This window comes from Streptomyces sp. NPDC038707 (genome assembly GCF_040636485.1).
In the GTDB taxonomy this organism is placed as follows: Bacteria; Actinomycetota; Actinomycetes; order Streptomycetales; family Streptomycetaceae; genus Streptomyces.
Window position 1 is genome coordinate 74,315 of record NZ_JBEZUP010000018.1, and the last position, 25,029, is coordinate 99,343.

Below are 25,029 nucleotides of genomic sequence, written 5' to 3' on the forward strand. Positions count from 1 at the left end.
GATACAGTGCTCGGGTAGTCACGCAATGAAGTCGTCCCGGCGCACCGGAGTGACGCCCGGTGGGCCGACGGATGGGGAGAGCGGAGAACTGCGCGTGCCAACAGCCATTGCCGTGACCAGCGCCGACATGGCGCTGCCGGCGCAGGACGAGCGGACCGTGCCCGCCGTCGTACTGACCGGACTCGACCGCGGGCCGCTGGACGAGGGCCTCGCCGGACTCCACCGTCTCATCGAGCAGTACGGGTATGTGGTCGTCGTCTGTTCCGAGGCCACCCCGGAGCCGGTCGTCCGGCGGCTGCACACCCTGCGCGCGCTGCTGGAGAGCGACCGCATCGCGCTGTTCCGGCCCGCCCTGCCCCCGCTCGGTGTCGCCGTCCTGGCCCGGCAGCTGCGCCAGCTCGCCTCCTGCGACCTGAGCCCGGGCGTGCTCGCCTCCGCCGGCCGCCTGCTCACCCACTACATCCACGCCGGCGCCGTCCTCGGCTCGGTCGCCCGGCTGGACCGGGTCCCGGTCGGGCTCAAGGCGCACGCCAGGTCATGGGTGCCCGGCAGCCAGTTCGCCGTGCTCGCCCACCCCGAACCGCAGCTGGTCCGGGCCGGCCCCGAAACCTCCCTGAGGGGACCCGAGTTCGGCACCTGGCTGCTGGTCGCCAAGGGGCAGGCGCACAGCGACTGGGTCGCCGGACTGGGCACCAGGTGGGGCGTGCACGGGGTGCGCGAGGCCCCGCTGCCCGCCGAGTCCCCGGTGTGGTGGGGGACCGGCCGCCTGGTCGAGTTCTGCGGCTACCTCGCCGACCTGTCCGTCCTCTACCAACTGGTCACCTCCGTACGGCAGACCGGCTGTCACTGGTGCGGCCTCGACGTCATCGGCGACCGCTGCGTCTTCTGCGGCGCCACCTCCCGGGCCCCCGTGGCACCCCGCGCCCTGGAAGCGCGCACGCCCGCCTGACCCGCGCGCACCTGACCCGTCCCGCTCGACCGATTCCCCCAACGAGGTTGCACGGTCCATGAACTCCCGTCAGCGCCGCGGCGTGATACTCCTGATCCTCTCGGCCCTGTGCGCTCTGGGCGCGTTCGCCGGCGTGCTCTCCTTCGTGCACGACGTGAACACCAAGGTCGGGCCCGAGACCACCGCCTACCGGGTCAGGTCCGAGGTCAAGCCGTACACCACCCTGGACACCGATCAGTTCGAGAAGATCGAGATGCCGAAGCGGTGGCTGTCCGGCAACGCCGTCACCGACCTCCGGCAGATCCGCGGCAAGATCGCCGTGACCACCCTGCGCGCGGGCTCGCTGCTCCAGACCGACATGATCGTCGACCGGCCCGCCCTCCAGCCCGGCCAGCAGGAGGTCGCCATCATGATCGACGCGGCGACCGGCGTGGCCGGGAAGATCACCCCCGGTTCGCGCGTCAACGTGTACGCCACCTTCGAGGGGCCCAAGGAGGGCGACCCCGACCAGTCGAAGATCATCGTCACCAACGCCCGGGTCCTCGACGTCGGCCGGATCACCGCCCTCGACCCCGACGGCGACGACCGCCGCGGGCCCACCGAAGCCGTCCCCATCACCTTCGCACTGTCCACCCTCGACGCCCAGCGCGTCACCTACGCCGAGTCCTTCGCCCGGCGCGTCCGGCTCGCGCTCGTGGCCCCGGGCAGCGAGACCGGCGTCCCCGACCGGGACCGCACCTACGAACTCGCGACGGACAAGTGAGAGGCGGCCATGCCCACCAGGATCCTTGCGGCCGGCGCGGACCCGGACGCCGTCCGCTCCCTCACCACCCTGCTCAGCCAGCTCCCCGACGCCGAGCCGCAGCCCCCGGTCACCGACTCCACCCAGCTCGTGGACACCCTCGCCCGGCTGGCCGCCGAGTCGGTCGGGGAACTGCCCGAGGTCGTCGTCGTCCACGAACGCATCGGTCCCGTCCCGGCACTGGAGCTGATCCGCGAGGTCTCCTTACGCTTCCCGGCCGCCGGCGTCGTCCTCGTCACCAGCGACGCGAGCCCCGGCCTGTTCGCCGCCGCCATGGACGCCGGCGCCCGCGGCCTGGTCGGACTCCCGCTGTCGTACGAGGAACTGGCCGGCCGGGTGCAGGCCGTCGCCCAGTGGTCGGCAGGGGTACGACGGCACCTCGGGCACGGGTCATCCGAGGCGCCCGCCGGGGCCGGGGGCACCGTCGTCACGGTCAGCGGCGCCAAGGGAGGCGTCGGCGCCACGCTGACCGCCGTCCAGCTGGCCCTCGCCGCCCAGGCCTCCGGCCGCACCACCGCGCTGGTCGACCTGGACCTCCAGAGCGGCGACATCGCCTCCTACCTGGACGTCCAGTTCCGCCGGTCGGTGGCAGACCTCGCCGCCATCACCGACATCTCGCCGCGCGTGCTGGCCGACGCCGTCTTCCGCCACGACACCGGGCTCGCCCTGCTGCTCGCGCCCGCCGAGGGCGAACGCGGCGAGGAGGTCACCGACCGGACCGCCCGCCAGCTCGTCGGCGCGCTGCGCTCGCGGTACGAGGCCGTCGTCGTGGACTGCGGCGCCCAGCTCGGCGCGGCCGGCGCGGCGGCCGTCGAGACGGCCGACACCGCGCTGCTGGTCACCACCCCGGACGTGATCGCCGTACGCGCCGCCAAACGCACCGTGCGGATGTGGGACCGGCTCCAGATCCGCAAGGCCGAGGAGACCACGGTCGTCGTCAACCGGCACACGCGCGCCACCGAGATCCAGCCCGCGCTGGTGCAGCGCATCACCGGCACCGCGCTGGCCCGGACCGCCGTACCCGCCGCCTTCAAGGAACTGCAGGGCGTGGTCGACGCCGGGCGGCTGCACGAACTGGACGGCCGGAGCACGGTGAAGCAGGCACTGTGGGCGCTCGCGGCGGAGCTGGGGCTGGCCAGGACGGGGGAGCAGCCCTCCCACCGGGGGAGCGGCCGGGCGGCGGCGGGCTTCCGGCGGCGGAAGGAATGAGCGGCGCCATGAGAAGGCCGGACGGGGACCGGGGACAGGTCAGCGTCGAGCTGCTCGGGATGACCCCGGTGATCCTCCTGACGCTGGTGCTGATGTGGCAGGCCGTACTGGTGGGCTACACCTTCACCCTCGCCGGGAACGCCGCCGACGAGGCGGTACGGGCCGCCACGGCGGCACCCCGCGGCGGAGCGCGCCAGGCCGCGTGCGCCGAGGCCGGGCTGAAGCACCTGTCGGCGGCGTGGCGCGGGGACGCGTCGGTGCGGTGCAGCACTTCCGGCTACGTCACGGCCGACGTCTCCCTCAAGGTCCCGGTCCTCTTCCCGGGCGTGATCGCCTTCCCCGCCACCGTGCACGGCCACGCCGGGGCCGTGGAGGAGGTGACCCGCTGAGATGCCGTACCGCCGGGCACGCGCCGGGAGGCGACCGCGCGACCGTGGCCAAGTCGCCCTCGAATACCTCGGGTTCCTCCCCGTCCTGCTGATCGTCGCCCTGGCCGGACTCCAGCTCGGCGCCGTCGCCTACGCCGCCGTACAGGCCGGTACGGCGGCCCGGGCCGGGGCGCGGGCCGCGTCCCTGGACCAGTCCTACGCCCAGGCCTGCGCCGACGCGGTGAGCGGCGTCCTGGACGTTTCCTGCTCGGCCGCCGAGGGCGACGGCACGGTGACCGTCACCGCCACCGTCCGCATCCCCGCCCTCGTGTGGGACCTGGGCGACGCCACCAAGTCCGCGACCATGCCGCTCGACCACTGACCGAGGAGGGCAGACCCATGAGCCTGCGGGCACGCATCAGCGCTCCGGAGGAGCACGGCAGCCGGGGCGAGGACGGACACCTGGTCGCCTCCTACCGGGCCAAGCTGCTGGAGGAGATCGACCTCGCGGAGATGAGCGCGCTGGCCGCCGCCGAACGCCGGGCCCGCCTGGAACGGGTGCTCGGCCACATCATCAGCCGCGAGGGACCCGTCCTGTCCACCGTCGAACGGGCCCAGCTGATCCGCCGGGTGGTGGACGAGGCCCTGGGCCTCGGCATCCTCGAACCCCTCCTGGAGGACGCCTCCGTCACCGAGATCATGGTCAACGGCCCCGACGCCATCTTCGTGGAGCGCGGCGGCCGGGTCGAACAGCTGCCCCTGCGGTTCGTCTCCGCCGACCAGCTGATGCAGACCATCGAGCGGATCGTCTCGACGGTCAACCGCCGGGTGGACGAGTCCAACCCGATGGTGGACGCCCGGCTGCCCTCCGGGGAGCGCGTCAACGTCATCATCCCGCCGCTGTCCCTGACCGGCCCGGTGCTCACCATCCGCCGCTTCCCGCGCTCCTTCACCCTCCAGGAACTGATCGGCTTCGGCTCCCTGGACGAGCACATGGTGTACCTGCTGGCCGCCCTCGTGCAGGCCAAGTTCAACATCATCGTCTCGGGCGCCACCGGCACCGGCAAGACCACCCTGCTGAACGCGCTGTCCGGGCTGATCCCGCCGCACGAGCGCATCATCACCATCGAGGACTCCGCCGAACTCCAGCTCCAGCAGACCCATGTGGTCCGCCTGGAGTCCCGCCCGCCGAACGTGGAGGGCAAGGGTCAGGTCACCATCCGCGACCTGGTCCGCAACTCGCTGCGCATGCGGCCCGACCGGATCGTGGTCGGCGAGGTCCGCGGCGGCGAGTCCCTGGACATGCTCCAGGCCATGTCCACCGGCCACGACGGCTCCCTGGCCACCGTGCACGCCAACAGCGCCGAGGACGCCCTCACCCGGCTCCAGACCCTCGCCTCGATGTCCGACGTCGAGGTGCCCTTCGTCGCCCTGCACGACCAGATCAACAGCGCCGTCGACGTCCTCGTCCAGCTCACCCGGTTCGCCGACGGCGCCCGCCGCATCACCGAGATCGCGCTGCTCGACAGCCACGGCTCAGAGCCGTACCGGCTGGCCACCGTCGCCCGCTTCGAGGCGCGGCCCATGACCCCGGACGGCCGGGTCCACGGCGCCTTCCGCCACTTCCCGCTCCCGCGCCGCACCGCCGACCGCCTCTACATGGCGAGCCAGCCCGTCCCGCAGGCGTTCGGCGTGGCCCGCTCCGCCGACCAGCTCGCCACCCGAGAAGCCAGGTAGGACACCCCCACCATGGAACCGAGCACCCTCGCCCAGCTCGTCACCGGCGTGACCCTGCTGGCCTGCGTCCTGGCCGTGACCGGCGCGCACGCCTACGCCTCCGGCCGGGCCCGGCGCGCCGCCCTCGTCGACCGCCTCGCGCACACCGGGCCGCCCCCCGCGACCGGGCGCAGACACCGCTTCGTCGCCCTGGACCGACGGCTGCGCCGCACCCGGCCCGGCCGCTGGCTGGAGCACCGCCTGACGGCGACCGGCCTGAGCGTCACCCCGGGCGAGTTCTTCGCCGCCATGCTGGCCGCCGTCGCCGCGCTCTGGCTGATCGGCCAGGCCACCCTGGCGCCCTTCTTCGGCCCGATCGCCGGACTCCTCGGTGTCGCGGCGGCCCTCCAGTTCCTCGCCTGGCAACGCCAGAAACGCATCGAACGGTTCATCGGCCAACTCCCCGAACTCGCCCGCATCCTGGCCAACGCCACCCATGCCGGCCTCGCCCTGCGCACCGCGATCGGCATGGCCGCGGAGGAGCTGGAGGCCCCGGCCGGCGAGGAACTGGCCAAGGTCGCCGACCAGCTGGCCGTCGGCCACTCCCTGGACGACGCGCTCGGCGAGCTGGCCGACCGGCTGCCCTCCCGCGAACTCGTCGTCCTCGTCACCACCCTGGTGCTGTCCAACCGGGCGGGCGGGCAGGTGGTCTCGGCGCTGCGCAACCTGACCGAGACACTGGAGGAGCGCAAGGAGACCCGGCGCGAGATCCGCACCCAGCTCTCCCAGGTGGTCATGACCTCGTACGCCGTACCCGTCCTCGGGGTCGGCGCGTTGTTCCTGATGAACGGCGTCAAGGACGGCGCGCTCGACCGCATGACCGGCTCCCCCGCCGGCCAGGCCTGCGTGCTCGTCGCGTTCGTCATGTACGCCGTCGGCTTCGTCCTGATCCGGCGGCTGAGCCGGATCGACGTCTGAGGGAGGCGACCCGTGGAGATCCTGCTCGCCCTGCTGACGGGCGCCGGCGTCTGGGGCGTCTTCGCCGGCCTGCGCATGTACCGCGCGGACGCCCGCCTCCCCGCCGACCTCGCCGTCGCCCTGGAGGTCGGCGCCACCCGCACCGGCGCGGTCGGCTCGGTCGTCGACCGCCTCGGCATGCGCTGGGCACCCCTGGTGCTGCGCCTGATGGGCCCGCGGCTCGTCGCCCGCTACCGCCGCAAGATCGACCTCGCCGGCAACCCCGGCGGACTGACCATCGACCGCTACGCGGCCCGCCGGGCGGTCTACGGCGCGCTGGGCGGCGTCGGCTTCCTGGTCTTCCTGCTGCGCGGCCAGTGGTTCGTGGCGCTGCTCCTGCTGGCCTTCGGGGCGCTGTGGACCGAGGTCGGCCTCTGGTCGGCGATCCGGGTCCGCCGACAGGTCATCGAACGCACCCTGCCCGACTTCCTGGACGTCCTGGCCGTGGTGGTCAGCGCGGGACTCGGCTTCCGCCAGGCCCTGGACCGGGTCGCCGCCCGCTACGAGGGTCCCTGGGCCGACGAACTGCACATCACCCTGCGCCAGATGGACCTCGGCATGAGCCGCCGCCAGGCCTTCGCGGAACTGCGCCGGCGCAACGACTCCGAGCAGGTGGCGATGTTCGTGACGGCGTTGCAGCAGGGGGAGGAACTGGGGGCGCCCATCGTGGACACCCTCGTCTCCCTGGCCAAGGACATGCGCCGCACCGACGCCCAGAACGCCCGCCGCAAGGCCGCGCGCGCGGTGCCCAAGGCCACGCTGATGATCACCACGTTCATGGTCCCGGCGACGATGCTCCTGCTGGGCGCGGGCCTGCTGCTCGGCTCCGGCGTGGACTTCGGCTCGCTCACGGGGAAGTGAGGACGGCCGTGACGGCGACGGGGACGACGGGGACGACGGGGAAGGGGGCGCGTTTCCTGACCCGGTTACGGAGGACGGGCGGCGGCCGCCCCTGGCGACGACCGGAACGCCTCGGCACCGGGGATCCGGCTCCGCGGCCGGGACGACCCGGTGTCCCCGACCCGGCGGCGCCCCGGGAGCGCGCCGACGCTCCGCACCCCTCGGAGCGGCCGGAACGCCCCGACCCCACAGTCCCCTCGGCACGGCCGGAACGTCCCCATGCCCGCGACTCCTCGGCGCGGCCGGGGCGACCGGGCCCCGGAGGCTCCCGGGCGTGGGGGCGTGGTGGGGGCGGGGTGCTGTGGCGGGTGTGGCGGGGGCGTTTGGGTGCGCGGGATTCTTCGGCGTGGCCGGGGCGGGTGGAGCCTGGAGGCCTCGGGGCGTGGGGGCGTGGTGGGGGCGGGGTGCTGTGGCGGGTGTGGCGGGGGCGTCTGGGTGCGCCGGGTGCCTTCCTGCGGCGGGGGCACCCCGGTGCCCGTGATCCTTCGGTGCGGCCGGAACGTCCCCATGCCCAAGACTCCTCGGCGCGGCCGGGGCGGGCGGGCCCTGGAGGCATCCGGGCGTGGGAGTGTGGCGCGGGCAGGGCGCTGCGCCGGATGCGGGCGGGGCGACCGGGCGTCCCCGATTCTTCGGCGCGGCCGGGGCGTGCGGAATCTCGAGGTCCCCGGGCGTGGGTGCGCGGCGCGGGCGGCGCACTGCGCCGGGTGCGGCCGGCGCGTCCCGGTGTGCCGGGTGCCTTCCTGCGGCCGGGGGGTGCCGGTGCCCACGACCCGTTGGCGCGGTCGGGGCGGCCTGGTGTTCCGGGCCCCGCCTCGTGGTCGGGGCAGCCCGGTGTTCCGGGCGCCGCGCCGCGGCCGGGGCGTCTCGGGGGCCGTGCCCTCCTGGCGCGGTGGGAGCGGGGCGGGGGTGAGGCCGTCACGTCGGGGGAACCCTCCGAGAAGCTTCAGGTCAGCGCGCTCCAGGCGATGTGCCGGCAGGTCTTCGGGTTCCGGCTCGCCATGATCGTCGTATCGGCGCCCGCCGCCCTGCTCAACGCGGCCCCCGGCCTCGGTGTCCGGCTGGCCGGTGCCGCCGTGGTCGTCACCGTCATGGTGTCCTACGTCCTCTTCCGCGACTGGGAGCGCTTCGGCCCCCTGCTGCTGCGCCACCCCAGCCTGCTGGCCGCCGACACCCTCTTCGGTTCCTTCCTCCTGGCCTCGGCCGGCCCGGACACCACCCTCGCCTACGTCAGCGTCTGCACCCCGCTGCTGGCCGGACTGGTCTACAGCTGGCGCGGCGCGGCCTGCTTCGCCTCGTTGCAGGCCCTGATCCTGCTCCTGGTCCACACCACCCTGAAGGCCGGCCGCCCCGAGCCCGTCGCCCAGGCCCTGCTGCTGCCCGGCCTGTGCGTCGTCGCCGGTGCCATGGGCTCGACCCTGCGCAACCTGATGCTCCGCTTCGGCGCCGCCACCCAGGCCCTGACCGAGGCGCGGGCCCGGCTCGCGGCGGCGGAGGCGGTGAGCGCCGAACGCGCCCGGCTGGCCCGGGAGATGCACGACTCCGTGGCCAAGACCCTGTACGGCGTGGCCCTCGCCGCGGACGGACTGGCGGCGACCGCGGCGGCCGACGCCCCCGACCCCGCCCGCGTCCGGCAGCAGGCGGACCTGGTGTCCCGCTCGGCGCGCCGGGCGGCGGCGGAGTCCCGGGAACTGCTGGCGGACCTGCGCCGGGACCCGGCGCGGGAACCGGAGGAGGTCCCGTTCTGGCCGTGCCTGGCCCACCGGGCCGAGGAGTTCACCCGGCGCACCGGCCTGAAGGTCGTCTGCCACTGGCCGGCCGACGACCCCGCCCCCTTCCCGCCGCTGCCCGCGCCCGTGGCCCGGCACGTCCTCGCCATCGCCACCGAGGCCCTGGAGAACGCCCACCGCCACGCCGGTGCCGGCCGGGTGGACGTACGGGCCACGGTCGACGGACCCCTGCTCGGCCTCGCGATCCACGACGACGGCACCGGCCTGCCGCCCGGCACCACCCTGCAACGGCTGCGCGACCACGGCCACTTCGGGCTGCTCGGCATGGTGGAGCGGGCCGCGCAGGCGGGCGCCCGCATCCGCATCGGCCGGGGCACGCACGACCGGGGCACCGAGGTACGCCTGGACATCCCCCTGCCCGCGCCCCGTACATCCGGCACCCCCTGAGAGGAGGCACCATGCGGCCCCTGCCCAGCACCCCCCGATCCGGCTTCCCGCCGCCTGCCCCGGCCGCCCCGCCGCTGCGGCTGCTGATCGCCGACGACAACCCCGTGGTCCGGGCCGGCCTCACGGCCCTGCTGTCGGACGGCGTCCGGACCACGGTGGTGGCCCAGGCGGGGGACGGCAGGGAGGCGTACGAGGCGGCGCTGCGGCACCGCCCGGACGTCATCCTGCTCGACGTCCGCATGCCCGGTGTGGACGGAATCTCGGCGTTGCCCCACCTGGCGCGGCTGGCCCCCGTCATGATGCTCACCTACAGCCACGAGACGGAGACCGTACGGGAGGCGCTGCGGCTGGGGGCGGGGGGCTACCTGGTCCACGGCGAGTTCACCGCGGAGGAGCTGGTGCGGGCGGTGCGGGACGTACGGGAGGGGCGTCCGCAGCTGACGCCCGGGGCGACGAGGGCGTTGCTGACGGCGCTCCGGTCGGATGCTTCTGCACACGCTGACTCCAACTCCCTTGATGGCGCCGTAGATTTCACTCCCTCGGGTCTTTCGCAAGTGCAATCTCCTGTGGGACAGTCGTTCCGCTCCCGGTTCCGGCTGAGTACGAGGGAGGCGGAGATCATGGACCTGATCGCGTCCGGCATGACCAACCAGCAGATCGCCGCCGCCTGCTTCATCAGCGAGAAGACGGTCAAGAACCACATCAACCGCATCTTCGCCAAGCTCCACAGCACCACCCGGTCCCAGGCGACCGCCAAGTGGCTGGGGGTGGCCTGAGATGACCGCGTGGCGGAGCCGATGGGCCCGCGGTTGGGCCCTGGGGCCCTTCGGGGGCGGGAGCCCGCGGCCGTACGGTGCCCGGACCGGAGGCGAAGCTGGAGGGGAAGACCGTGAGCAAATGGTTCCGCACCACCGTCGCGTACCTGCACTCCCGTGCCGCGCGCGGCGACCGGGGACAGACCGCGGTGGAGTACCTCGGCATCATCGCGGTGGTCGTCGCGATCGTCCTGGCGATCACCGGCACGAGCATCGGCCAGTCGATCTACGACGCGATCACCAACAAGATCGCCGAGGTCACCGGCGGCTGACTCCCGCCCGGCACGACGCGGGGCAGGCCTTCCCCATCTATCTCACGGTGGTGGCGGGCCTGCTCTTTCTTGCGTTGGCCTACCTCGCGGTCGGCCAGGCGTCCGTGAACCGCGGCGGCGCCCAGACGGCGGCGGACGCGGCGGCCCTGGCGGCGGCGCAGGAGACCCGCCACCAGCTCGCGGACCTGTGGCGGGAGAACCTGGACGACCCGGCCCGCTGGGCGGCCATCTTCGAGGGGGCGGGCGCCGGTGACTCCTGCTGGCGCGCCGACCAGCTCGCCGCCCGGAACGACGCGACGGCCACCTGCGTGTTCGACGCGCCGCTCAGCTATGTGGTCGACGCCCGGACGAACAGGTCCGTGGGCGACTCCGTCGTGCCCGGCACCGAGAACGTGCACGCGACGGCACACGCCCGGGCCGTCATAGAACCGCTCTGCGAGCCGCCCGAGGAGGAACCCGGGCCGCCCGGACCGCCCGAGCCGTCCGAGCCGTCCGGGCCGTCCGAGGAGGAGACGGGACCGCCCGGGCGGGGATCGCCGCCCCCGGACCCCGAGGACGACCCGCTGCCCCCGCTCACCTGCGAGGACAAGGTCTGGCACCCCAGGCCGGACGACACCACGGAGCTGCCGGGGCCCGAGGACCTCTTCGACGTCCACCTGGCCGACTCCCCGGCGAACGACCGATGACGAAGGAAGCGACAGTGATGAGCATGCGGTTCACCGCGAAGGCCCGCAGAGGGCTGGTCGCCTTGTCCGTTGCGGCCGGACTGGCCGTCGGGGTGACCGGTTGCGGGGGAAGCGGCGGCGGAGACGACAAGCCGAGCGGACCGGCGTCCGCCTCCACGGCCGGCGACTCCGGTCCGAGCACCCAGGAGGAGGACCCCGGCCGGCCGCTGGCCGAACTGCGCGGATCGGACGGACTGCTCCTCCAGATCACCTCCGTCCAGCGCGACGCGGGCGGCTTCGTGACGGTCAACGGCACCCTGAAGAACGACGGGGCCCGGACCGCCGTCATCCCCTCCGCGCTGAGCGGCAACGAGACCGAGATCATCAAGAACGGCAGATCGCTCGGCGGGGCCACCCTGGTCGACCCGAAGGGCAAGAAGCGGTACTACGTCCTGCGGGACACCGAGGGCAGGCCGCTGACCACCACCGGCTTCACCACCCTGAAGTCCGGCGCCACCCTGGCCGTCTTCATGCAGTTCCCGGCGCCCCCGGCCGGCGTGACCGAAGTCGACTTCCAGCTGCCGACGTTCACCTCCGCCGGCATCAAGGTCTCCGGGTGAGGCACACGTGACCACCACACCCCGCCTCGCCCTCGCCGGCGCCCTGCTGCTGTGCGTCCTGAACCTGCCCGCCGCCCCGGCCGCCGCCGACGGCCCCGGCCCCGGTGAGCCCCCCGGCACCGCACCCACCGCCACCGCCCCCGTCGACGTCGACCCCACCGACCCCGACCTCAAGCTCCCCGAGGGCGCCACGCTCGCCGAGGCCAAGGTGCTGGACATCAAGCTGGTCGTGGAGGAGCAGAGCGGGGACGAGCGGCGCGAGGACACCAACGCCGACGTGACCTTCGCCCTCCAGTCCGAGGTGCTGTTCGACAAGGACAGCGCCAGGGTCGGCGAGGAGGCGAAGACCCGCCTCGCCACCATCGCCGAGGAGATCCGCGCCCAGCACGCCACCCGGGTCCGCGTCTTCGGCTTCACCGACAGCCTCGGCACCACCACCCACGGCGTCGCCCTCTCCAAGCGGCGCGCCAACGCCGTACAGGCCGTGCTGGACCAGCACCTGAACACCCCGTCCGTCACCTTCGACGTCCGCGGCTACGGCGAGCAGTACCCGATCGCCGACAACGCCACCGAGGCCGGCCGGAAGAAGAACCGCCGCGTCGAGGTGTCGTTCCCCCGCACCGACGGGTGACCGCGGCGGCGGCCGCCGGCTCCTCTGCAGGGCCTCGCAGCCATGGGCGGAATCTCACTGCCGATGGCGGACGGACGGCGGAAATGCCACGGTCGTGGGAGCGGGCACCGATCGGCGACGACATCCCCTCCACCCACCCACCCGGCCGGCCGGCGAGGCATCGGCCGTACGGCGTCCCTCCCCGCGACGGGCGCGGGGTGTCCCGGAGCCGCTTGATCGGCGTCGTCACGGGAACATAGCCGCAAGTCCCGTTGCTGGAACGATGGTTACGGCCGGTATGACGAGGTGAAGAGGACAGGCGACGATGAACGCGCCGCCGGTGGACGACCGGGAACCCGGCACGCACACCGACGGGACGCCCGCCGCCGCGCTGTGTGCCGCGTCAGGCCGACGGAGCCTGAGGCACGTTCATCGCGACATCCGGAACATCGGCAATCATGGCAACCGGTTGGGAGATCACATCACGGTGGCGGTAAACGACACGTCCGCAGGCACCCCTCACTGGCGTGTGCCGACCGCGGTTCTGGCCCTCGGCGCGTTCGTGGTCGGAACCGACGGATTCATCATCGTCGGCCTCTTGCCCGAAATCCGTTCGACATTGCACGTCAGCACCGGTGCTGCCGGTCAGTTGGTGAGTCTGTTCTCCCTCGCGTACGCGATCCTGGGACCCGTCCTCGCCGCGTTCACGGGCACGTGGTCACGGCGCCGGGTCCTCGTGACCGGAGTCGCCCTGCTCGCGGTGGGCAACGCGGTGACCGCGTCGGCGCACCAGTACGGGCTGGTCCTGGTGTCACGCGTGCTGGCGGGGGCCGGCGCGGCACTGTTCATGGCGAGCGCCGTGGCCACGGCCGCGTACCTCGCCGGTGAGGAACGGCGGGGCAGGGCCATCGCCATGGTGACCGCCGGGGCCACGCTGGCCCTGGTGCTGGGCGCCCCGCTGGGCACCCTCATCGGCGGGGCATGGGGCTGGCAGGCCGCGATCTGGTTCGTGGCCGCGGTCGCCGCCGCGGTGGCGACCGTCGTCGCCGTCCTGCTGCCGCCCGTCCGGCTCGACCAGGGCGCGACGCTGCGGCAGCGCATCGCGCCGCTGACCAACCGGCGGATCCTGCGGATTCTGGTGGTCACCCTGCTGGCCTTCACCGGCATCTTCCTGCCCTTCACCTACATGAGCGCGGTCTTCGCGCCGGCCGTCGGCGGTGAGCAGGCCCGGCTCGCGCTGCTGCTGCTGGTGTTCGGCGTCGCCGCGACCGGCGGGAACCTGGCGGCCGGCACGCTGGCCGACCGGTACGACCCGCGGCGGGTCGTCCTCGGGGCCACGGTGGGTGTCACCGCGGTGTTCCTGATCATGCTTCCGATCCGGGAGACCTTCGTGCTCGTGGCGATCGCCACGGCGCTCAGCGGTGTGGTGTCGTACTCGGTCATCGGGCCGCAGCAGCACCGGATCATCACCTACGCCCCACCCGGCGGCGCCTCGGTCGTGACCTCGCTGAACACATCCGCCGCGTACCTCGGGAACTTCCTCTCCAGTGCCCTCGGAGCGATCATCCTCACCCGCTCCGCGGCTCTGGTGCTGCCCGTCGCGGCGGGCTTCGCGGCCTGCGCGGCCCTCCTCACGTGGTTGCTGCGGGAAGGCGGGGAGGCCGTCGACGAGACGGGCGAGCTGACCGCCACCGCGAAGTGACCTGCCCGGCACCGCACCTGCGGGAGAGGGCCAGGGCCGGAAACCGTCCCCCTCCACCGCGGGACGACCATCATCGCCCCGGGCCAGCGCTCCCTGGATCGGTTACGGAGAGGGAGACTCCGCATACTCCTCCACCTCCACCCGTACGCCCGCCCGCACCCCCCAGCCCGCCATCGCCCCGGCCGCCGCCTCCAGCACGTGCCGGGCGCGGGGGCGCGGCAGGCCCAGGCGGCCCGGGGGCATCGTGCGCACGGCGATGACGGTCAGACGGCGGTCCAGATAGGCCACGTCGATCGGGATCCGCATCCCGAACGTGTGCACCCCGCTCGCCGGTGACAGCAGCAGTGCCCCGTCCACCGCGTCCCGGCCCAGCAGGCCCTTCGTCCGGGCCCGGTAGGAGGCCGCGATCTCCAGGGGGACGGAGAGGGCCGGTCCCTCCCCGGCATCCGTCCGCACGGACAGCCGACCCCGTCCGTCCCGCCAGCGCCCCATGCCCCGCCCTCCCCTTCCGTGGCCGGCGACCGCCCACGCCCGTAAATGCGTTGTCCTTCCCCGTCCTCCCCACTAGGAAGGACGCTATGACAGGACTCGGTGCAGTGTTCCGCCCCCAGCTCCCTCCCGAGCGACTCCGGGCCGTCGCCCGCGTCGCGGACGAGACGGGGCTCGACGAGCTGTGGCTGTGGGAGGACTGCTTCCTGGAGGGCGGCGTGTCGACGGCCGCCGCCGCGCTCGCGTGGACGGAACGGGTACGGGTCGGCATCGGGCTGCTGCCCGTGCCGCTGCGGAACGTGGCCGTCACCGCGATGGAGGCCGCCTCGCTGGAGCGCATGTTCCCCGGCCGGGCCGTCCTGACCGTGGGGCACGGCGTACAGGACTGGATGGGCCAGGTCGGCGCCCGGGCCGCCTCGCCGCTCGGCCTCCTCGGCGAACACCTCGATGCCCTGCGCGCCCTGCTGCGCGGGGAGCGGCTCAGCGTGCGCGGGCGGTACGTCCGGCTGGACGACGTCGCCCTCGACTGGCCGCCGACGGGCCCGGTCGCCGTCCTCGCGGGTGCCACCGGGCCCCGCACGCTCCGGCTCACCGGCGAGAAGGCCGACGGCACCCTCCTCACCATCGCCACGTCCCCGGACGGCGTACGGCGGGCCCGGGAACTGATCGAGGAGGGGCGGCGGGCGGCCGGACGCACCGGCCCGCACCGGATCGTCGTCTACCTCCTCACCGCGACGGGCCCGGGCGCCGAGTCCCGGCTGCGCGCCGAACTCGCGGCCGAGGGCCTGGCGTCGGTGCCGGGCCTGGGAGTCGCCGGGGACGCGGACGCGGTGGCCGGGGCGGTACGGCGCCTGGCCGAGGCCGGCGCGGACACCGTCGTCCTCCAGCCGACGGCCGACGAACCCGATCCGGAGGGCTTCGTACGCTTCGCGGCGCAGCAGGTCGGACCCCTCGTCCGATGACCGGGCCGGAGCCGTCGCCGCGGGCTGGGGCCGTTGTCGTCGGGGTGTGCCGCTGTGATCCGCGTCCCTGATGACGTGAGCGGGTGTTTCCCGGCTGGCGGTCTTGTGCCGGTGTGGGCAGGTGGTGAGCGGGCCGGAGCCGTCGGCGCGGGTCTGGCCGCCGCCCGTCGGCGCGTGCCACCGTGGGCCGTATGACCGATGACACGAGCGGGGGCGTCCCGGGGCATGGTCCCGCGCCGATGACGGCGGCCGCCGGTGGAGCGGGCGCCGTGCTCCCCGAGCCCTGGCGGCTGCCCTTCGAGCTGGCCTGGCAGTCCCTGCGTGCGGACAGCCGGCCCGTGGGGGCGGCGCTGCTCGACCCGGAGGGGACCGTCGTCGCCGCGGGGCGCAACCGGAGCCGGGAGGCCACCGCGCCGGCCGGGCAACTGGCCGGCACGGATCTCGCGCACGCCGAGATCAACGCCCTCGCCCGGCTCCCGGCCGGCCGCCGCCACCCGGGCCACCGCCTGTACACCACCCTCGAACCCTGCCTGCTGTGCAGCGGCGCGCTGATCCACGCCCATGTCCCGCACGTGGTGTACGCCGCCGCCGACGACCGGTGGCGCGGTGTGGAACGCGTCCCGGAGGCCGGGGGCGCGATCGCCGCCCGCTGGGCCCGCCGCGAGGGCCCGCTGACCGGCCCGCTGCGGCCCCTCGCCCGGTTCAGCCGGTTCCTGCTGGACGTGTGGGCGGTGCGGCACACGCCCGACCGGGTCCCGGACGGGCCCGCCGCCCGCGAGGCCCGGCGCCGCCTGGCCGCCGGCCTCCTCGACGCCCCGGACGCCGAGGCGGCCTGCAACCTGTTCCTCGCCCCTTCCTGATCACCGGGCCGCCCGGCGCGGAAAACCGCGGGCTCCCGCGCCGCCCCGCTGGGATCATGGCCGCATGAGTGCCGACCGTTCTTTCGAAGACCTCGTGGCCGAGGGCGTCGCCGTGCCCACCGAGGGGTGGGACTTCTCGTGGTTCGAGGGGCGGGCCAGCGAGGCGCGGCCGTCGTGGGGGTACGCCCGCGCGGCGGGGGAGCGGCTGGCCCGGGCCGAGGCCGCGCTCGACATCCAGACCGGCGGCGGGGAGGTGCTGGACTTCGCGCTGGGGCAGGCGGAACCGGCCCGGCCGGCACTGGTGGCCGCGACCGAGGGCTGGCCGCCGAACGTGGCCGGGGCCACCGCGCTGCTGCGGTCCCGCGGGGTCGTCGTGGTCGCCGCCCCGGACGACGCGCCGCTGCCCTTCGCCGACGCGGCGTTCGACCTGGTGCTCAGCCGGCACCCGGTGCGCCCCCACTGGGCGGAGATCGCCCGGGTGCTGCGGCCCGGCGGGACGTACTTCGCCCAGCACGTGGGGCCCGCGAGCGTCTTCGAACTCGTCGAGTACTTCCTCGGGCCCCAGCCGGAGCGGGTGCGCCGCGCCCGCGACCCCGAGCGGGAGCGGGCCGACGCCGAGGCGGCGGGGCTGGAGGTGGCCGGCCTGCGGGCCGAGCGGCTGCGGATGGAGTTCCACGACATCGCCGCCGTCGTCCACTTCCTGCGCAAGGTCGTCTGGATGGTCCCGGGCTTCACGGTCGAGGCCCATGAACCACGGCTGCGCGCGCTGCACGAGCGGATCCGGAAGGAGGGGCCGTTCGTCGCGCACAGCGCCCGGCACCTGTTCGACGTGTACAAGCCGGAACGGTGAGCCGGGTTTCCATCTTGTTGTACCCCTGGGTTCACATGAGCCCCACCGGTCACGTAAGTTCAGACCAACGTTATTCGCGTCGGCAAAGCCGCGCGGTCGGCGGCGCGCGGTGGAGGGGGCCGCGCGGTGCCGTAGCGGAACGGTCAAGTCCGCCGTTCAGCGGTGGGGTCGCCCGTCGGGGGGACGTGGGGCGGCGTCCCGGCGTTTCCCTCACAATGGCCTAATCCTTACGCTTTCCTTCGCGCGTGACCGGATCTTCCTGGGATTCCACTGTGAATCGCCCCGGAAACACCCCTGAATGCGGCATGCCACGGTTGCCCAGGCGTCGCCGCTCGATTCCGGAGAGTAGTTGTGGGGCGCCGATGCACCCACCATCCCTTACGAAGGGTTATGGTGGAAACCCCCCCTCGGGCCGGTCCGTCTCCCCCCCACGGACCGGCCCGTTTTTTTGGGCGGAGCACGACGGGGTCCCGGAACCGTCCGGCCCCGGCCCGGCGTCCCCCCCTGAAGGGACGCGGCCCTTGGCGGGCGCACACGGCCGCCGCGCGGCCAAACCCCGGGCCGGACCGAGCCCGCGGCAGCGGTAGGCTCAACGGCTCCGGCACCCCCAAGGCTCCGGCACCCCCTACCCCGCGCCCAACCCCCGGAGGGTCACGTGAACCTGCGCGACAAGCTGCGCGGTCTGCTCGTCAGGCTCTACGCACGCCGGGTGGAAGGTCACCTGGATCACGCTCAGGTGCCCAAGCACATCGGCGTCATCATGGACGGCAACCGCCGCTGGGCGAAGGCGTCCGGCTCCAGCACCGTCCACGGGCACCGGGCCGGTGCCGAGAAGATCGAGGAATTCCTCGGCTGGTGCTCCGAGACCGACGTCGAAGTGGTCACGCTGTGGCTGCTGTCCACCGACAATTTCGACCGCCCGCAGGAGGAACTGGTCCCCCTGCTCGGCATCATCGAGGACGTCGTACGCACCCTCGCCGCCGACGGCCGCTGGCGGGTGCACCACGTCGGCACGATGGACCTGCTGCCCGCCGGCATGCAGCGCACCCTGAAAGAGGCCGAGGAGACCACCGCCCACACCGACGGCATACTCGTCAACGTGGCCATCGGCTACGGCGGCCGGCAGGAGATCGCCGACGCCGTGCGCTCCATGCTGCACGAGGCGCACGACCGGGGCGTGCCGCTGGAGGACCTCGCCGAGTCCGTGGACGTCGACATGATCGGCCGTCACCTCTACACCGGCGACCAGCCCGACCCGGACCTGGTCATCCGCACCAGCGGCGAACAGCGGCTGTCCGGATTCATGCTCTGGCAGACCGCACACTCCGAGTACTACTTCTGCGAGGTCTTCTGGCCGGCCTTCCGGAAGGTCGACTTCCTGCGCGCCCTGCGCGACTACGCCGCACGTCACCGCCGCTACGGCGGCTGACCCCCCGCGCTCCGCCCCGTCGCCGCCCGGCGGCGGGGCGTCGTCGTGCGCCCCGATTGGCACGGACGTCACAAGGAGTTCACCGGCGCGCCGATGGCCGCATTTGCATGGCGGCGCGTGTTCGAGGGCATAAACCCAACAGGTCGACACCCGAACCACGGGCGTCGTATCTCAGCGGACGGCTCGGGGCCGTCCGCCCGGGAGGCCCTTTGCACCAGCCCGACCGTGCGGACACGGCACGGCATCAGCCGCGGAGGGCCGGTTCACGGCCCGCCGTGCGCGGGGGCCGGACACCGGTCCAGCAACTCCTCGTCGCTCCCCGACCACATCCGAGGGGGTACGTCCTTCCGTGGTGACCAGCACAAAGCGCCACAAGCCCGACCGGCGCACGTATGTTCTCGACACCAGCGTCCTGCTGGCCGACCCGAACGCCCTGACCCGCTTCGACGAGCACGAGGTCGTGCTCCCCGTCGTGGTGGTCACGGAGTTGGAGGCCAAGCGGCACCATCCCGAACTCGGCTACTTCGCCCGGCAGGCGCTGCGCCTGCTGGACGACTACCGAGTCCGGCACGGCCGCCTCGACGCCCCCATCCCGACCGGGGACCTCGGCGGAACGCTCCGGGTCGAGCTCAACCACTCGGACCCCAGCGTGCTGCCCACGGGCTACCGACTGGGCGACAACGACTCCCGCATCCTCGCGGTGGCCCGCAACCTCCAGGCGGAGGGATACGACGTCACCGTCGTGTCCAAGGACCTGCCGCTGCGGATCAAGGCGTCCTCCGTGGGTCTCCTCGCCGAGGAGTACCGGGCCGAACTCGCCATCACGGAGCACGCCGGCTGGACCGGGATGTCGGAACTCACCCTGCCCGGCGAACAGGTGGACATCCTCTTCGAGGAAGGACACGTGTACGTCCCCCAGGCGGCGGACCTCCCCGTGCACACGGGCCTGACCATCCAGTCCGAGCGCGGCAAGGCGCTCGGCCGGGTCACCGCCGAGGGCAACGTCCGCCTGGTGCGCGGCGACCGGGAGGCGTTCGGCATCAAGGGCCGCAGCGCCGAACAGCGCATCGCGCTCGACCTGTTGCTCGACCCGGACATCGGGATCGTCTCGATGGGCGGCCGGGCCGGCACCGGCAAGTCGGCCCTGGCGCTGTGCGCGGGCCTGGAGGCGGTCCTCGAGCGCCGCCAGCACCAGAAGGTGATGGTCTTCCGGCCGCTGTACGCCGTCGGCGGGCAGGACCTGGGCTATCTGCCGGGCACCGAGGCGGAGAAGATGAGCCCGTGGGCGCAGGCCGTCTTCGACACCCTCTCGGCGGTCACCAGTCGCGAGGTCATCGAGGAGGTCACCGCGCGCGGGATGCTGGAGGTGCTCCCGCTGACCCATATCCGCGGCCGCTCGCTGCACGACGCGTTCGTGATCGTGGACGAGGCGCAGTCGCTGGAGAAGAACGTCCTGCTGACCGTGCTCTCCCGGATCGGCGCGGGCTCACGGGTGGTCCTCACCCATGACGTGGCCCAGCGGGACAACCTGCGCGTGGGCCGCTACGACGGGGTGGTCGCCGTGGTCGAGAAGCTGAAGGGGCACCCGCTCTTCGCCCATGTCACGCTGACCCGGTCCGAAAGGTCCCAGATCGCCGCACTGGTGACCGAGATGCTGGAGGACGGCCACATCTGACCCGGCCCGGCCACCACTTGGGCGCCGTCCGGCAAAGGCTCACGAGCCTAGCCGGGCGGCGCCGTCATGTGTGGGACTTTCCTGAAATCCCCTGGGCCAAACGGGATGTGAGCTTTCACACGCAACACAGAATTGCCACGCGGCGTCCGGTTACGGCAGAGTCTCGTTCCTGTCAGGCCCCCGCATACGACACAGCCGTACCCCCAGCGGTACGGCACCCCGCAGGCATCACCAACTCCATACAGTTCGTCGTATGCCGCCCGCGCACCACGCGGCGCTCCCTGTCGGGGAGTTGCCCACCGGGCCCGTGCCTCCCGTGACCCCGCAGTTGGGAGGCCAGCGCCAGGGGCACGATCGCGTCCGCCAGGGTCACCGAAGCGGGCGATGCTGGAAGGAAACCGTGTGAGCCGGATTTCGGTCCGGGGACTCGCAGTGGCCTCGGCCACCGCGGTCACCGCTGTCGGAAGCGTCGTCGGCGTTGCCTCGGGCAGCACCGCGCAGACCAACGACGCCGCCGAGGCGACGGCAGCCGACACCACGCTCCTGGCGGACATACCCGCGGGTCAGCAGGCGCAGGTGCAGACCGCGTCCCTGACGCAGCAGGCCGACGCGCAGGCCATCGCCGCGGACACGAGCGCCAAGAAGGACGCCGAGGAGGCGGCCCGCAAGGCAGCGGCCGAGACCGCGATCGCGAAGAAGGAGGCCGCCGAGAAGAAGGCGGCCGAGGCCGAGAAGGCAGCCAAGGCCGCCAAGGAGGCCAAGGAGCGGCTCGAGGCCAAGGCCGAGGCCAGCCGCGGCGGGACCGACGTCCGCGACTCCTCCAGCTTCCCGGTCCAGGGCAGCTACAGCGTGGCGCAGATCCAGGCGATGGCACGCCAGATGGTGGCCGGCGGCCAGTTCCAGTGCTTCAGCAACATCGTGAACCACGAGTCCAGCTGGAACTACCAGGCGGTCAACGCCTCCTCCGGTGCCTACGGTCTCTTCCAGGCCCTGCCCGCCGGCAAGTACGCCTCGGCCGGCGCCGACTGGCGGACCAACCCGGCGACCCAGATCAAGTGGGGCCTCAACTACATGAACGAGCGGTACGGCAGCCCCTGCCAGGCCTGGACGTTCTGGCAGGCCAACCACTGGTACTAGGCCGCCGGCCGGCCCGCCCGGCCCCGGACCGACCCCGCGCAGCCCTTCCCCGTCCTCAGGGGAGGGGCTTTCGCACTGTACGGTCATATGCGGACGACTCCACGGGGGAGTGGCGGCGAGCACCCGGGGACGCGGGGGAAGAGGACGGAGCATGGCGCGAGTGCCACGGTGGCTGGGCCGGATCGGACGTGGTCTGGCCGAGATGAGCGAGCGGCTGGACGAGCGCCGCGCGGAGGTGGAGAAGGAGCGGGACGAGCCCGGGCCCGAGACGGCGGCCGAGGTGCCCGCCGCCGGTGCGGCGGCCCCGTCCGCCCGCCGGGCCGGCCCGCCGGACCGCCGGACCGGGCCCGGGTCCGGTCGCCGGCCGGACCCGGCCGAGGCCGTGCCCTGGGGTGTCCGGGTCGCCGCCGAGGCGGGCTGGCGGCTGCTGGTGCTGGCCGGCACCCTGTGGGTGCTGATGCGGGTGATCAGCGCGGTCCAGCTGGTGGTGTTCGCCTTCGTCATCGCCCTGCTGGTCACCGCCCTGCTCCAGCCGACGGTCGCCCGGCTCACCCGCCGCGGGGTGCCGCGCGGACCGGCCACCGCGCTCACCGCCATCAGCGGCTTCGTCGTCATCGGCCTCATGGGCTGGTTCGTGACCTGGCAGGTCATGGAGAACATCGACACGCTCTCCAACCAGATCCAGTCCGGCATCGACGACCTGCGCAACTGGCTGCTGAAGAGTCCCTTCCACGTCACCGACAAGCAGATCAACCAGATCGCCAAGAACCTCCGCGAGGCGATCGGCGCCAACGCCGACCAGATAACGTCCGCGGGCCTTGAGGGCGTCCAGGTCATCGTGGAGGCCCTCACCGGCATACTGCTGGTGTTCTTCTCGACGCTGTTCCTGCTCTACGACGGCAAGCGCATCTGGGAGTGGTTCCTGAAGCTGGTGCCCGCCGCCGCCCGCCCGGGCGTGGCCGGGGCCGGCCCGCGAGCCTGGCGCACCCTGACCGCCTATGTGCGCGGCACGGTGCTGGTCGCCCTCATCGACGCGATCTTCATCGGCATCGGCATCTACTTCCTGGACGTGCCGATGGCCGTCCCGCTGGCCGTGTTCATCTTCCTGTTCTCCTTCATCCCGCTGGTCGGCGCGGTCGCCTCCGGCGCGCTCGCGGTGATCGTCGCACTGGTCACCCAGGGCGTTTTCACGGCCGTGATGACGCTGGTGGTGGTGCTCGCCGTCCAGCAGATCGAGGGGCATGTGCTCCAGCCGTTCATCCTCGGCCGTGCGGTCCGGGTGCACCCGCTGGCCGTGGTGCTGACCGTGGCCGCCGGCGGCATGGTGGCCGGCATCGGCGGCGCCGTGGTGGCCGTACCGCTGGTAGCGGTGACGAACACGGTGGTGGGGTACCTGCGGACGTACGCGCAGCAGCAGGCGGACACGGGGCCGGCGGACGGGGACGCCGAGGAGACGGAGGGCACCGCGCCCCCGGGCGGGGGCACCGCGTCCCCGGGCGGGGACGCCGGGACGGCCGAGGGCGTTCCGGGCAAGGGCGCCCAGGACGACGAAGACCCCGCCCACAAGGAGTGAGCGGGGTCTTCGGGAGGGGTCCTACTCGGCCAGGACGGCCTCGGCGTCCACGGTGACGGCGATCGCCTGCACCACGGAGGCGATCTTGAACGCCTCCTGGACGGTCTCGCGCTCCACGCCGGCCTTGCGCAGCACCTGCTCGTGCGAGTCCAGGCACATGCCGCAGCCGTTGATCGCGGAGACCGCGAACGACCACAGCTCGAAGTCGACCTTCTCCACGCCCGGGTTGCCGATGACGTTCATCCGCAGGCCCGCGCGCAGGGTGCCGTACTCGTGGTCGGACAGCAGGTGCCGGGTGCGGTAGAAGACGTTGTTCATCGCCATGATGGCGGCGGCCGACTTGGCGGCCTGGTACGCCTCCGGCGACAGGTTCGCCTTCGCCTCCGGCTCCAGCTCACGCAGCACGATCGGGGAGCGGGAGGCGATCGCGGTCGCCAGCACCGTGCCCCACAGCTGCTGCGCCGGCAGCTCCGAGTTGCCGATGACCGAGCCCAGGTTGAGCTTCAGGTCCTTGGCGTAGTCCGGGATCCGGGACTTCAGGGAGTCGAGCGACATGGGTCACTCACCAGCCAGCAGCGCGACCGGGTCGAGGGTCTCCTCGCCCTTGGACCAGTTGCAGGGGCACAGCTCGTCGGTCTGCAGGGCGTCCAGCACCCGCAGGACCTCCTTGGGGTTACGGCCCACGGAACCGGCGGTGACCATCGTGAACTGGATCTCGTGGTTCGGGTCGACGACGAAGACGGCGCGCTGGGCGTAGCCGTCCTCACCCTCGATGCCGAGGTCGCGCATCAGCTCGTGCTTGGGGTCCGCCATCATCGGGAACGGCAGGTCGGTCAGGTCCGGGTGGTCCTTGCGCCAGGCGTGGTGCACGAACTCGGAGTCACCGGAGAAGCCGAGGATCTGGGCGTCGCGGTCGGCGAACTCGTCGTTCAGCTTCCCGAACGCGGCGATCTCGGTCGGGCACACGAACGTGAAGTCCTTGGGCCAGGCGAAGACCACGAGCCACTTGCCCTCGTAGGACTTGTGGTTGATCTGCTCGAACTCCTTGCCCTTCTCGAGCGAGACGCAGGCGGTCAGATCGAACTCGGGGAACTTGTCACCGACAGTGAGCACAGGCTCTCCTTGCAGCGAAGAAACTTCCCTTTTGGGGCGTTTCCCATGGGGTTGGACTCTGCTGATGGTGGCACAGGGTGCATTGATTAGGGAAATAGCTACACTCGGTCGTGTTGATTGGAGGTGCTTATCAGTGACGACGATGGGCAATGGGAAACGACGGCAGCCGACCCTGTCGCAACTGCGGGCGTTCGTCGCCGTCGCCGAGCATCTGCACTTCCGGGACGCGGCGGCGGCCATCGGGATGAGCCAGCCCGCGCTGTCCGGCGCCGTCTCCGCGCTGGAGGAGACCCTCGGGGTGACCCTCCTCGAGCGTACGACGCGCAAGGTGCTGCTCTCGTCCGCGGGGGAGCGGCTGGCCGTGCGGGCCAGGGCGGTGCTGGACGAGATCGGCGCGCTGCTGGAGGAGGCCGAGGCGGTCCGGGCGCCGTTCACGGGCGCCCTGCGCCTCGGCGTGATCCCGACCGTCGCGCCGTATCTGCTGCCGGCCGTGCTCCGGCTGGTCCACGAACGCTACCCGCAGCTCGACCTCCAGGTGCACGAGGAGCAGACCGCCAGCCTGCTCGACGGCCTGCTCTCCGGCCGGCTCGACCTGCTGCTGCTCGCGGTGCCGCTCGGCGTCCCCGGCGTGGTCGAACTCCCCCTCTTCGACGAAGACTTCGTGCTCGTCACTCCGCTCGACCACTGGCTCGGCGGCCGGGAGGGCATACCCCGCGAGGCGCTGAAGGAACTGCATCTGCTGCTCCTGGACGAGGGCCACTGCCTGCGCGACCAGGCCCTCGACATCTGCCGGGAGGCGGGCCGGGAGGACGCGCCGGTCACCACCACGGCCGCCGGACTGTCCACGCTGGTCCAGCTCGTGGCGGGCGGCCTCGGCTGCACGCTGCTGCCGCGCACCGCCCTGAAGCTGGAGACCTCCCGCAGCAGCCAGCTGCTCACCGGCTCCTTCGCCGACCCCGCCCCGAGCCGCCGGGTCGCCTTCGCCATGCGCGCGGGCGCGGCCCGCGCCGCGGAGTACGAGGAACTGGCCGCGGCACTGCGGGACGCGCTGCGGGCTCTGCCGGTACGGGTGCTGGACGGCGCCGACTAGCGCTCCGGAGGGCGGCCCGGCCTTCGGGCGGA

26 protein-coding genes are annotated in these 25,029 nt (G+C 73.1%); 23 read left to right on the forward strand and 3 right to left on the reverse strand.

Going from position 1 to position 25,029, the window contains the following annotated elements:
• Positions 1 to 127 precede the first annotated feature (127 nt).
• The 15 genes from AB0E62_RS24045 to AB0E62_RS24115 all read left to right on the forward strand — a co-directional run bounded on the left by AB0E62_RS24045 (position 128) and on the right by AB0E62_RS24115 (position 13,819).
• A complete protein-coding gene (locus AB0E62_RS24045; protein ID WP_362197544.1) occupies positions 128 to 949 on the forward strand; it encodes a hypothetical protein in 822 nt (273 codons plus the stop codon).
• Between the two features lie 58 nt (positions 950 to 1,007).
• Positions 1,008 to 1,712: a Flp pilus assembly protein CpaB gene (gene cpaB, locus AB0E62_RS24050; RefSeq protein ID WP_362197329.1), complete on the forward strand. Its 705-nt coding sequence runs from the start codon at positions 1,008 to 1,010 to the stop codon at positions 1,710 to 1,712.
• 9 nt (positions 1,713 to 1,721) lie between these two features.
• The gene (locus tag AB0E62_RS24055; protein WP_362197332.1) at positions 1,722 to 2,960 is read left to right on the forward strand and encodes a P-loop NTPase; all 1,239 of its coding nucleotides are present in this window, start codon (positions 1,722 to 1,724) and stop codon (positions 2,958 to 2,960) included.
• 8 nt (positions 2,961 to 2,968) lie between these two features.
• Positions 2,969 to 3,349 carry a TadE/TadG family type IV pilus assembly protein gene (locus AB0E62_RS24060; protein ID WP_362197335.1) on the forward strand — a complete coding sequence of 127 codons (381 nt, stop codon included), beginning with the start codon at positions 2,969 to 2,971 and terminating at the stop codon, positions 3,347 to 3,349.
• 1 nt (position 3,350) lies between these two features.
• On the forward strand, positions 3,351 to 3,710 hold the full coding sequence (locus AB0E62_RS24065) for a TadE/TadG family type IV pilus assembly protein (protein ID WP_362197338.1): 360 nt from the start codon (positions 3,351 to 3,353) through the stop codon (positions 3,708 to 3,710).
• Positions 3,711 to 3,727: 17 nt separating this feature from the next.
• The gene (locus AB0E62_RS24070) at positions 3,728 to 5,065 is read left to right on the forward strand and encodes a CpaF family protein (RefSeq protein ID WP_362197341.1); all 1,338 of its coding nucleotides are present in this window, start codon (positions 3,728 to 3,730) and stop codon (positions 5,063 to 5,065) included.
• 12 nt (positions 5,066 to 5,077) lie between these two features.
• Positions 5,078 to 6,022 carry a type II secretion system F family protein gene (locus AB0E62_RS24075; protein WP_362197344.1) on the forward strand — a complete coding sequence of 315 codons (945 nt, stop codon included), beginning with the start codon at positions 5,078 to 5,080 and terminating at the stop codon, positions 6,020 to 6,022.
• Positions 6,023 to 6,034: 12 nt separating this feature from the next.
• Positions 6,035 to 6,922 (forward strand): DUF5936 domain-containing protein, encoded by an 888-nt coding sequence (locus tag AB0E62_RS24080; RefSeq protein ID WP_362197347.1) that lies wholly within the window; start codon positions 6,035 to 6,037, stop codon positions 6,920 to 6,922.
• A gap of 1,004 nt (positions 6,923 to 7,926) precedes the next feature.
• The gene (locus tag AB0E62_RS24085) at positions 7,927 to 9,135 is read left to right on the forward strand and encodes a histidine kinase (RefSeq protein ID WP_362197350.1); all 1,209 of its coding nucleotides are present in this window, start codon (positions 7,927 to 7,929) and stop codon (positions 9,133 to 9,135) included.
• An 11-nt stretch (positions 9,136 to 9,146) separates the two neighbouring features.
• Positions 9,147 to 9,911 (forward strand): response regulator transcription factor, encoded by a 765-nt coding sequence (locus AB0E62_RS24090; protein ID WP_362197353.1) that lies wholly within the window; start codon positions 9,147 to 9,149, stop codon positions 9,909 to 9,911.
• A 113-nt stretch (positions 9,912 to 10,024) separates the two neighbouring features.
• Positions 10,025 to 10,222: a hypothetical protein gene (locus tag AB0E62_RS24095; protein WP_362197356.1), complete on the forward strand. Its 198-nt coding sequence runs from the start codon at positions 10,025 to 10,027 to the stop codon at positions 10,220 to 10,222.
• A complete protein-coding gene (locus AB0E62_RS24100; RefSeq protein ID WP_362197547.1) occupies positions 10,219 to 10,908 on the forward strand; it encodes a pilus assembly protein TadG-related protein in 690 nt (229 codons plus the stop codon). Before AB0E62_RS24095 ends, AB0E62_RS24100 begins: the two co-directional genes overlap by 4 nt.
• Before the next feature lie 17 nt (positions 10,909 to 10,925).
• A complete protein-coding gene (locus AB0E62_RS24105; protein WP_362197359.1) occupies positions 10,926 to 11,507 on the forward strand; it encodes a hypothetical protein in 582 nt (193 codons plus the stop codon).
• A 7-nt stretch (positions 11,508 to 11,514) separates the two neighbouring features.
• A complete protein-coding gene (locus AB0E62_RS24110) occupies positions 11,515 to 12,138 on the forward strand; it encodes an OmpA family protein (protein ID WP_362197362.1) in 624 nt (207 codons plus the stop codon).
• Between the two features lie 541 nt (positions 12,139 to 12,679).
• A complete protein-coding gene (locus AB0E62_RS24115; RefSeq protein ID WP_362197550.1) occupies positions 12,680 to 13,819 on the forward strand; it encodes an MFS transporter in 1,140 nt (379 codons plus the stop codon).
• 102 nt (positions 13,820 to 13,921) lie between these two features.
• Here AB0E62_RS24115 and AB0E62_RS24120 read toward each other — a convergent pair whose 3' ends face one another.
• Positions 13,922 to 14,311, reverse strand: a complete 390-nt coding sequence (locus AB0E62_RS24120; protein ID WP_362197365.1) for a DUF192 domain-containing protein — start codon at positions 14,309 to 14,311, stop codon at positions 13,922 to 13,924.
• Positions 14,312 to 14,361: 50 nt separating this feature from the next.
• On the opposite strand from AB0E62_RS24120, the gene AB0E62_RS24125 reads away from it, so the two are divergent.
• The 7 genes from AB0E62_RS24125 (at position 14,362) to AB0E62_RS24155 (ending at position 22,794) form a co-directional block, all read left to right on the forward strand.
• On the forward strand, positions 14,362 to 15,270 hold the full coding sequence (locus AB0E62_RS24125) for an LLM class flavin-dependent oxidoreductase (RefSeq protein ID WP_362197368.1): 909 nt from the start codon (positions 14,362 to 14,364) through the stop codon (positions 15,268 to 15,270).
• A 191-nt stretch (positions 15,271 to 15,461) separates the two neighbouring features.
• Complete coding sequence (locus tag AB0E62_RS24130) at positions 15,462 to 16,130, forward strand: nucleoside deaminase (protein WP_362197371.1); 669 nt, start codon at positions 15,462 to 15,464, stop codon at positions 16,128 to 16,130.
• A 64-nt stretch (positions 16,131 to 16,194) separates the two neighbouring features.
• The gene (locus AB0E62_RS24135) at positions 16,195 to 16,980 is read left to right on the forward strand and encodes a class I SAM-dependent methyltransferase (RefSeq protein WP_362197374.1); all 786 of its coding nucleotides are present in this window, start codon (positions 16,195 to 16,197) and stop codon (positions 16,978 to 16,980) included.
• Positions 16,981 to 17,635: 655 nt separating this feature from the next.
• On the forward strand, positions 17,636 to 18,409 hold the full coding sequence (locus tag AB0E62_RS24140; protein WP_362197377.1) for an isoprenyl transferase: 774 nt from the start codon (positions 17,636 to 17,638) through the stop codon (positions 18,407 to 18,409).
• A gap of 349 nt (positions 18,410 to 18,758) precedes the next feature.
• Positions 18,759 to 20,084 carry a PhoH family protein gene (locus tag AB0E62_RS24145; RefSeq protein WP_362197380.1) on the forward strand — a complete coding sequence of 442 codons (1,326 nt, stop codon included), beginning with the start codon at positions 18,759 to 18,761 and terminating at the stop codon, positions 20,082 to 20,084.
• 402 nt (positions 20,085 to 20,486) lie between these two features.
• Entirely contained in the window at positions 20,487 to 21,221 is a 735-nt protein-coding gene (locus tag AB0E62_RS24150) for a transglycosylase SLT domain-containing protein (protein ID WP_362197383.1), read from the forward strand.
• A 151-nt stretch (positions 21,222 to 21,372) separates the two neighbouring features.
• Positions 21,373 to 22,794, forward strand: coding sequence for an AI-2E family transporter (locus AB0E62_RS24155; RefSeq protein WP_362197386.1), 1,422 nt, complete (start codon positions 21,373 to 21,375; stop codon positions 22,792 to 22,794).
• 21 nt (positions 22,795 to 22,815) lie between these two features.
• On the opposite strand, the gene AB0E62_RS24160 is transcribed toward AB0E62_RS24155, so the two are convergent.
• Positions 22,816 to 23,349: an alkyl hydroperoxide reductase gene (locus tag AB0E62_RS24160; protein WP_030616493.1), complete on the reverse strand. Its 534-nt coding sequence runs from the start codon at positions 23,347 to 23,349 to the stop codon at positions 22,816 to 22,818.
• A 3-nt stretch (positions 23,350 to 23,352) separates the two neighbouring features.
• A complete protein-coding gene (locus AB0E62_RS24165) occupies positions 23,353 to 23,907 on the reverse strand; it encodes a peroxiredoxin (protein ID WP_362197389.1) in 555 nt (184 codons plus the stop codon).
• 142 nt (positions 23,908 to 24,049) lie between these two features.
• Here AB0E62_RS24165 and AB0E62_RS24170 point away from each other — a divergent pair, with 142 nt between their 5' ends.
• Complete coding sequence (locus AB0E62_RS24170; RefSeq protein ID WP_362197392.1) at positions 24,050 to 24,997, forward strand: LysR substrate-binding domain-containing protein; 948 nt, start codon at positions 24,050 to 24,052, stop codon at positions 24,995 to 24,997.
• Positions 24,998 to 25,029 lie beyond the last annotated feature (32 nt).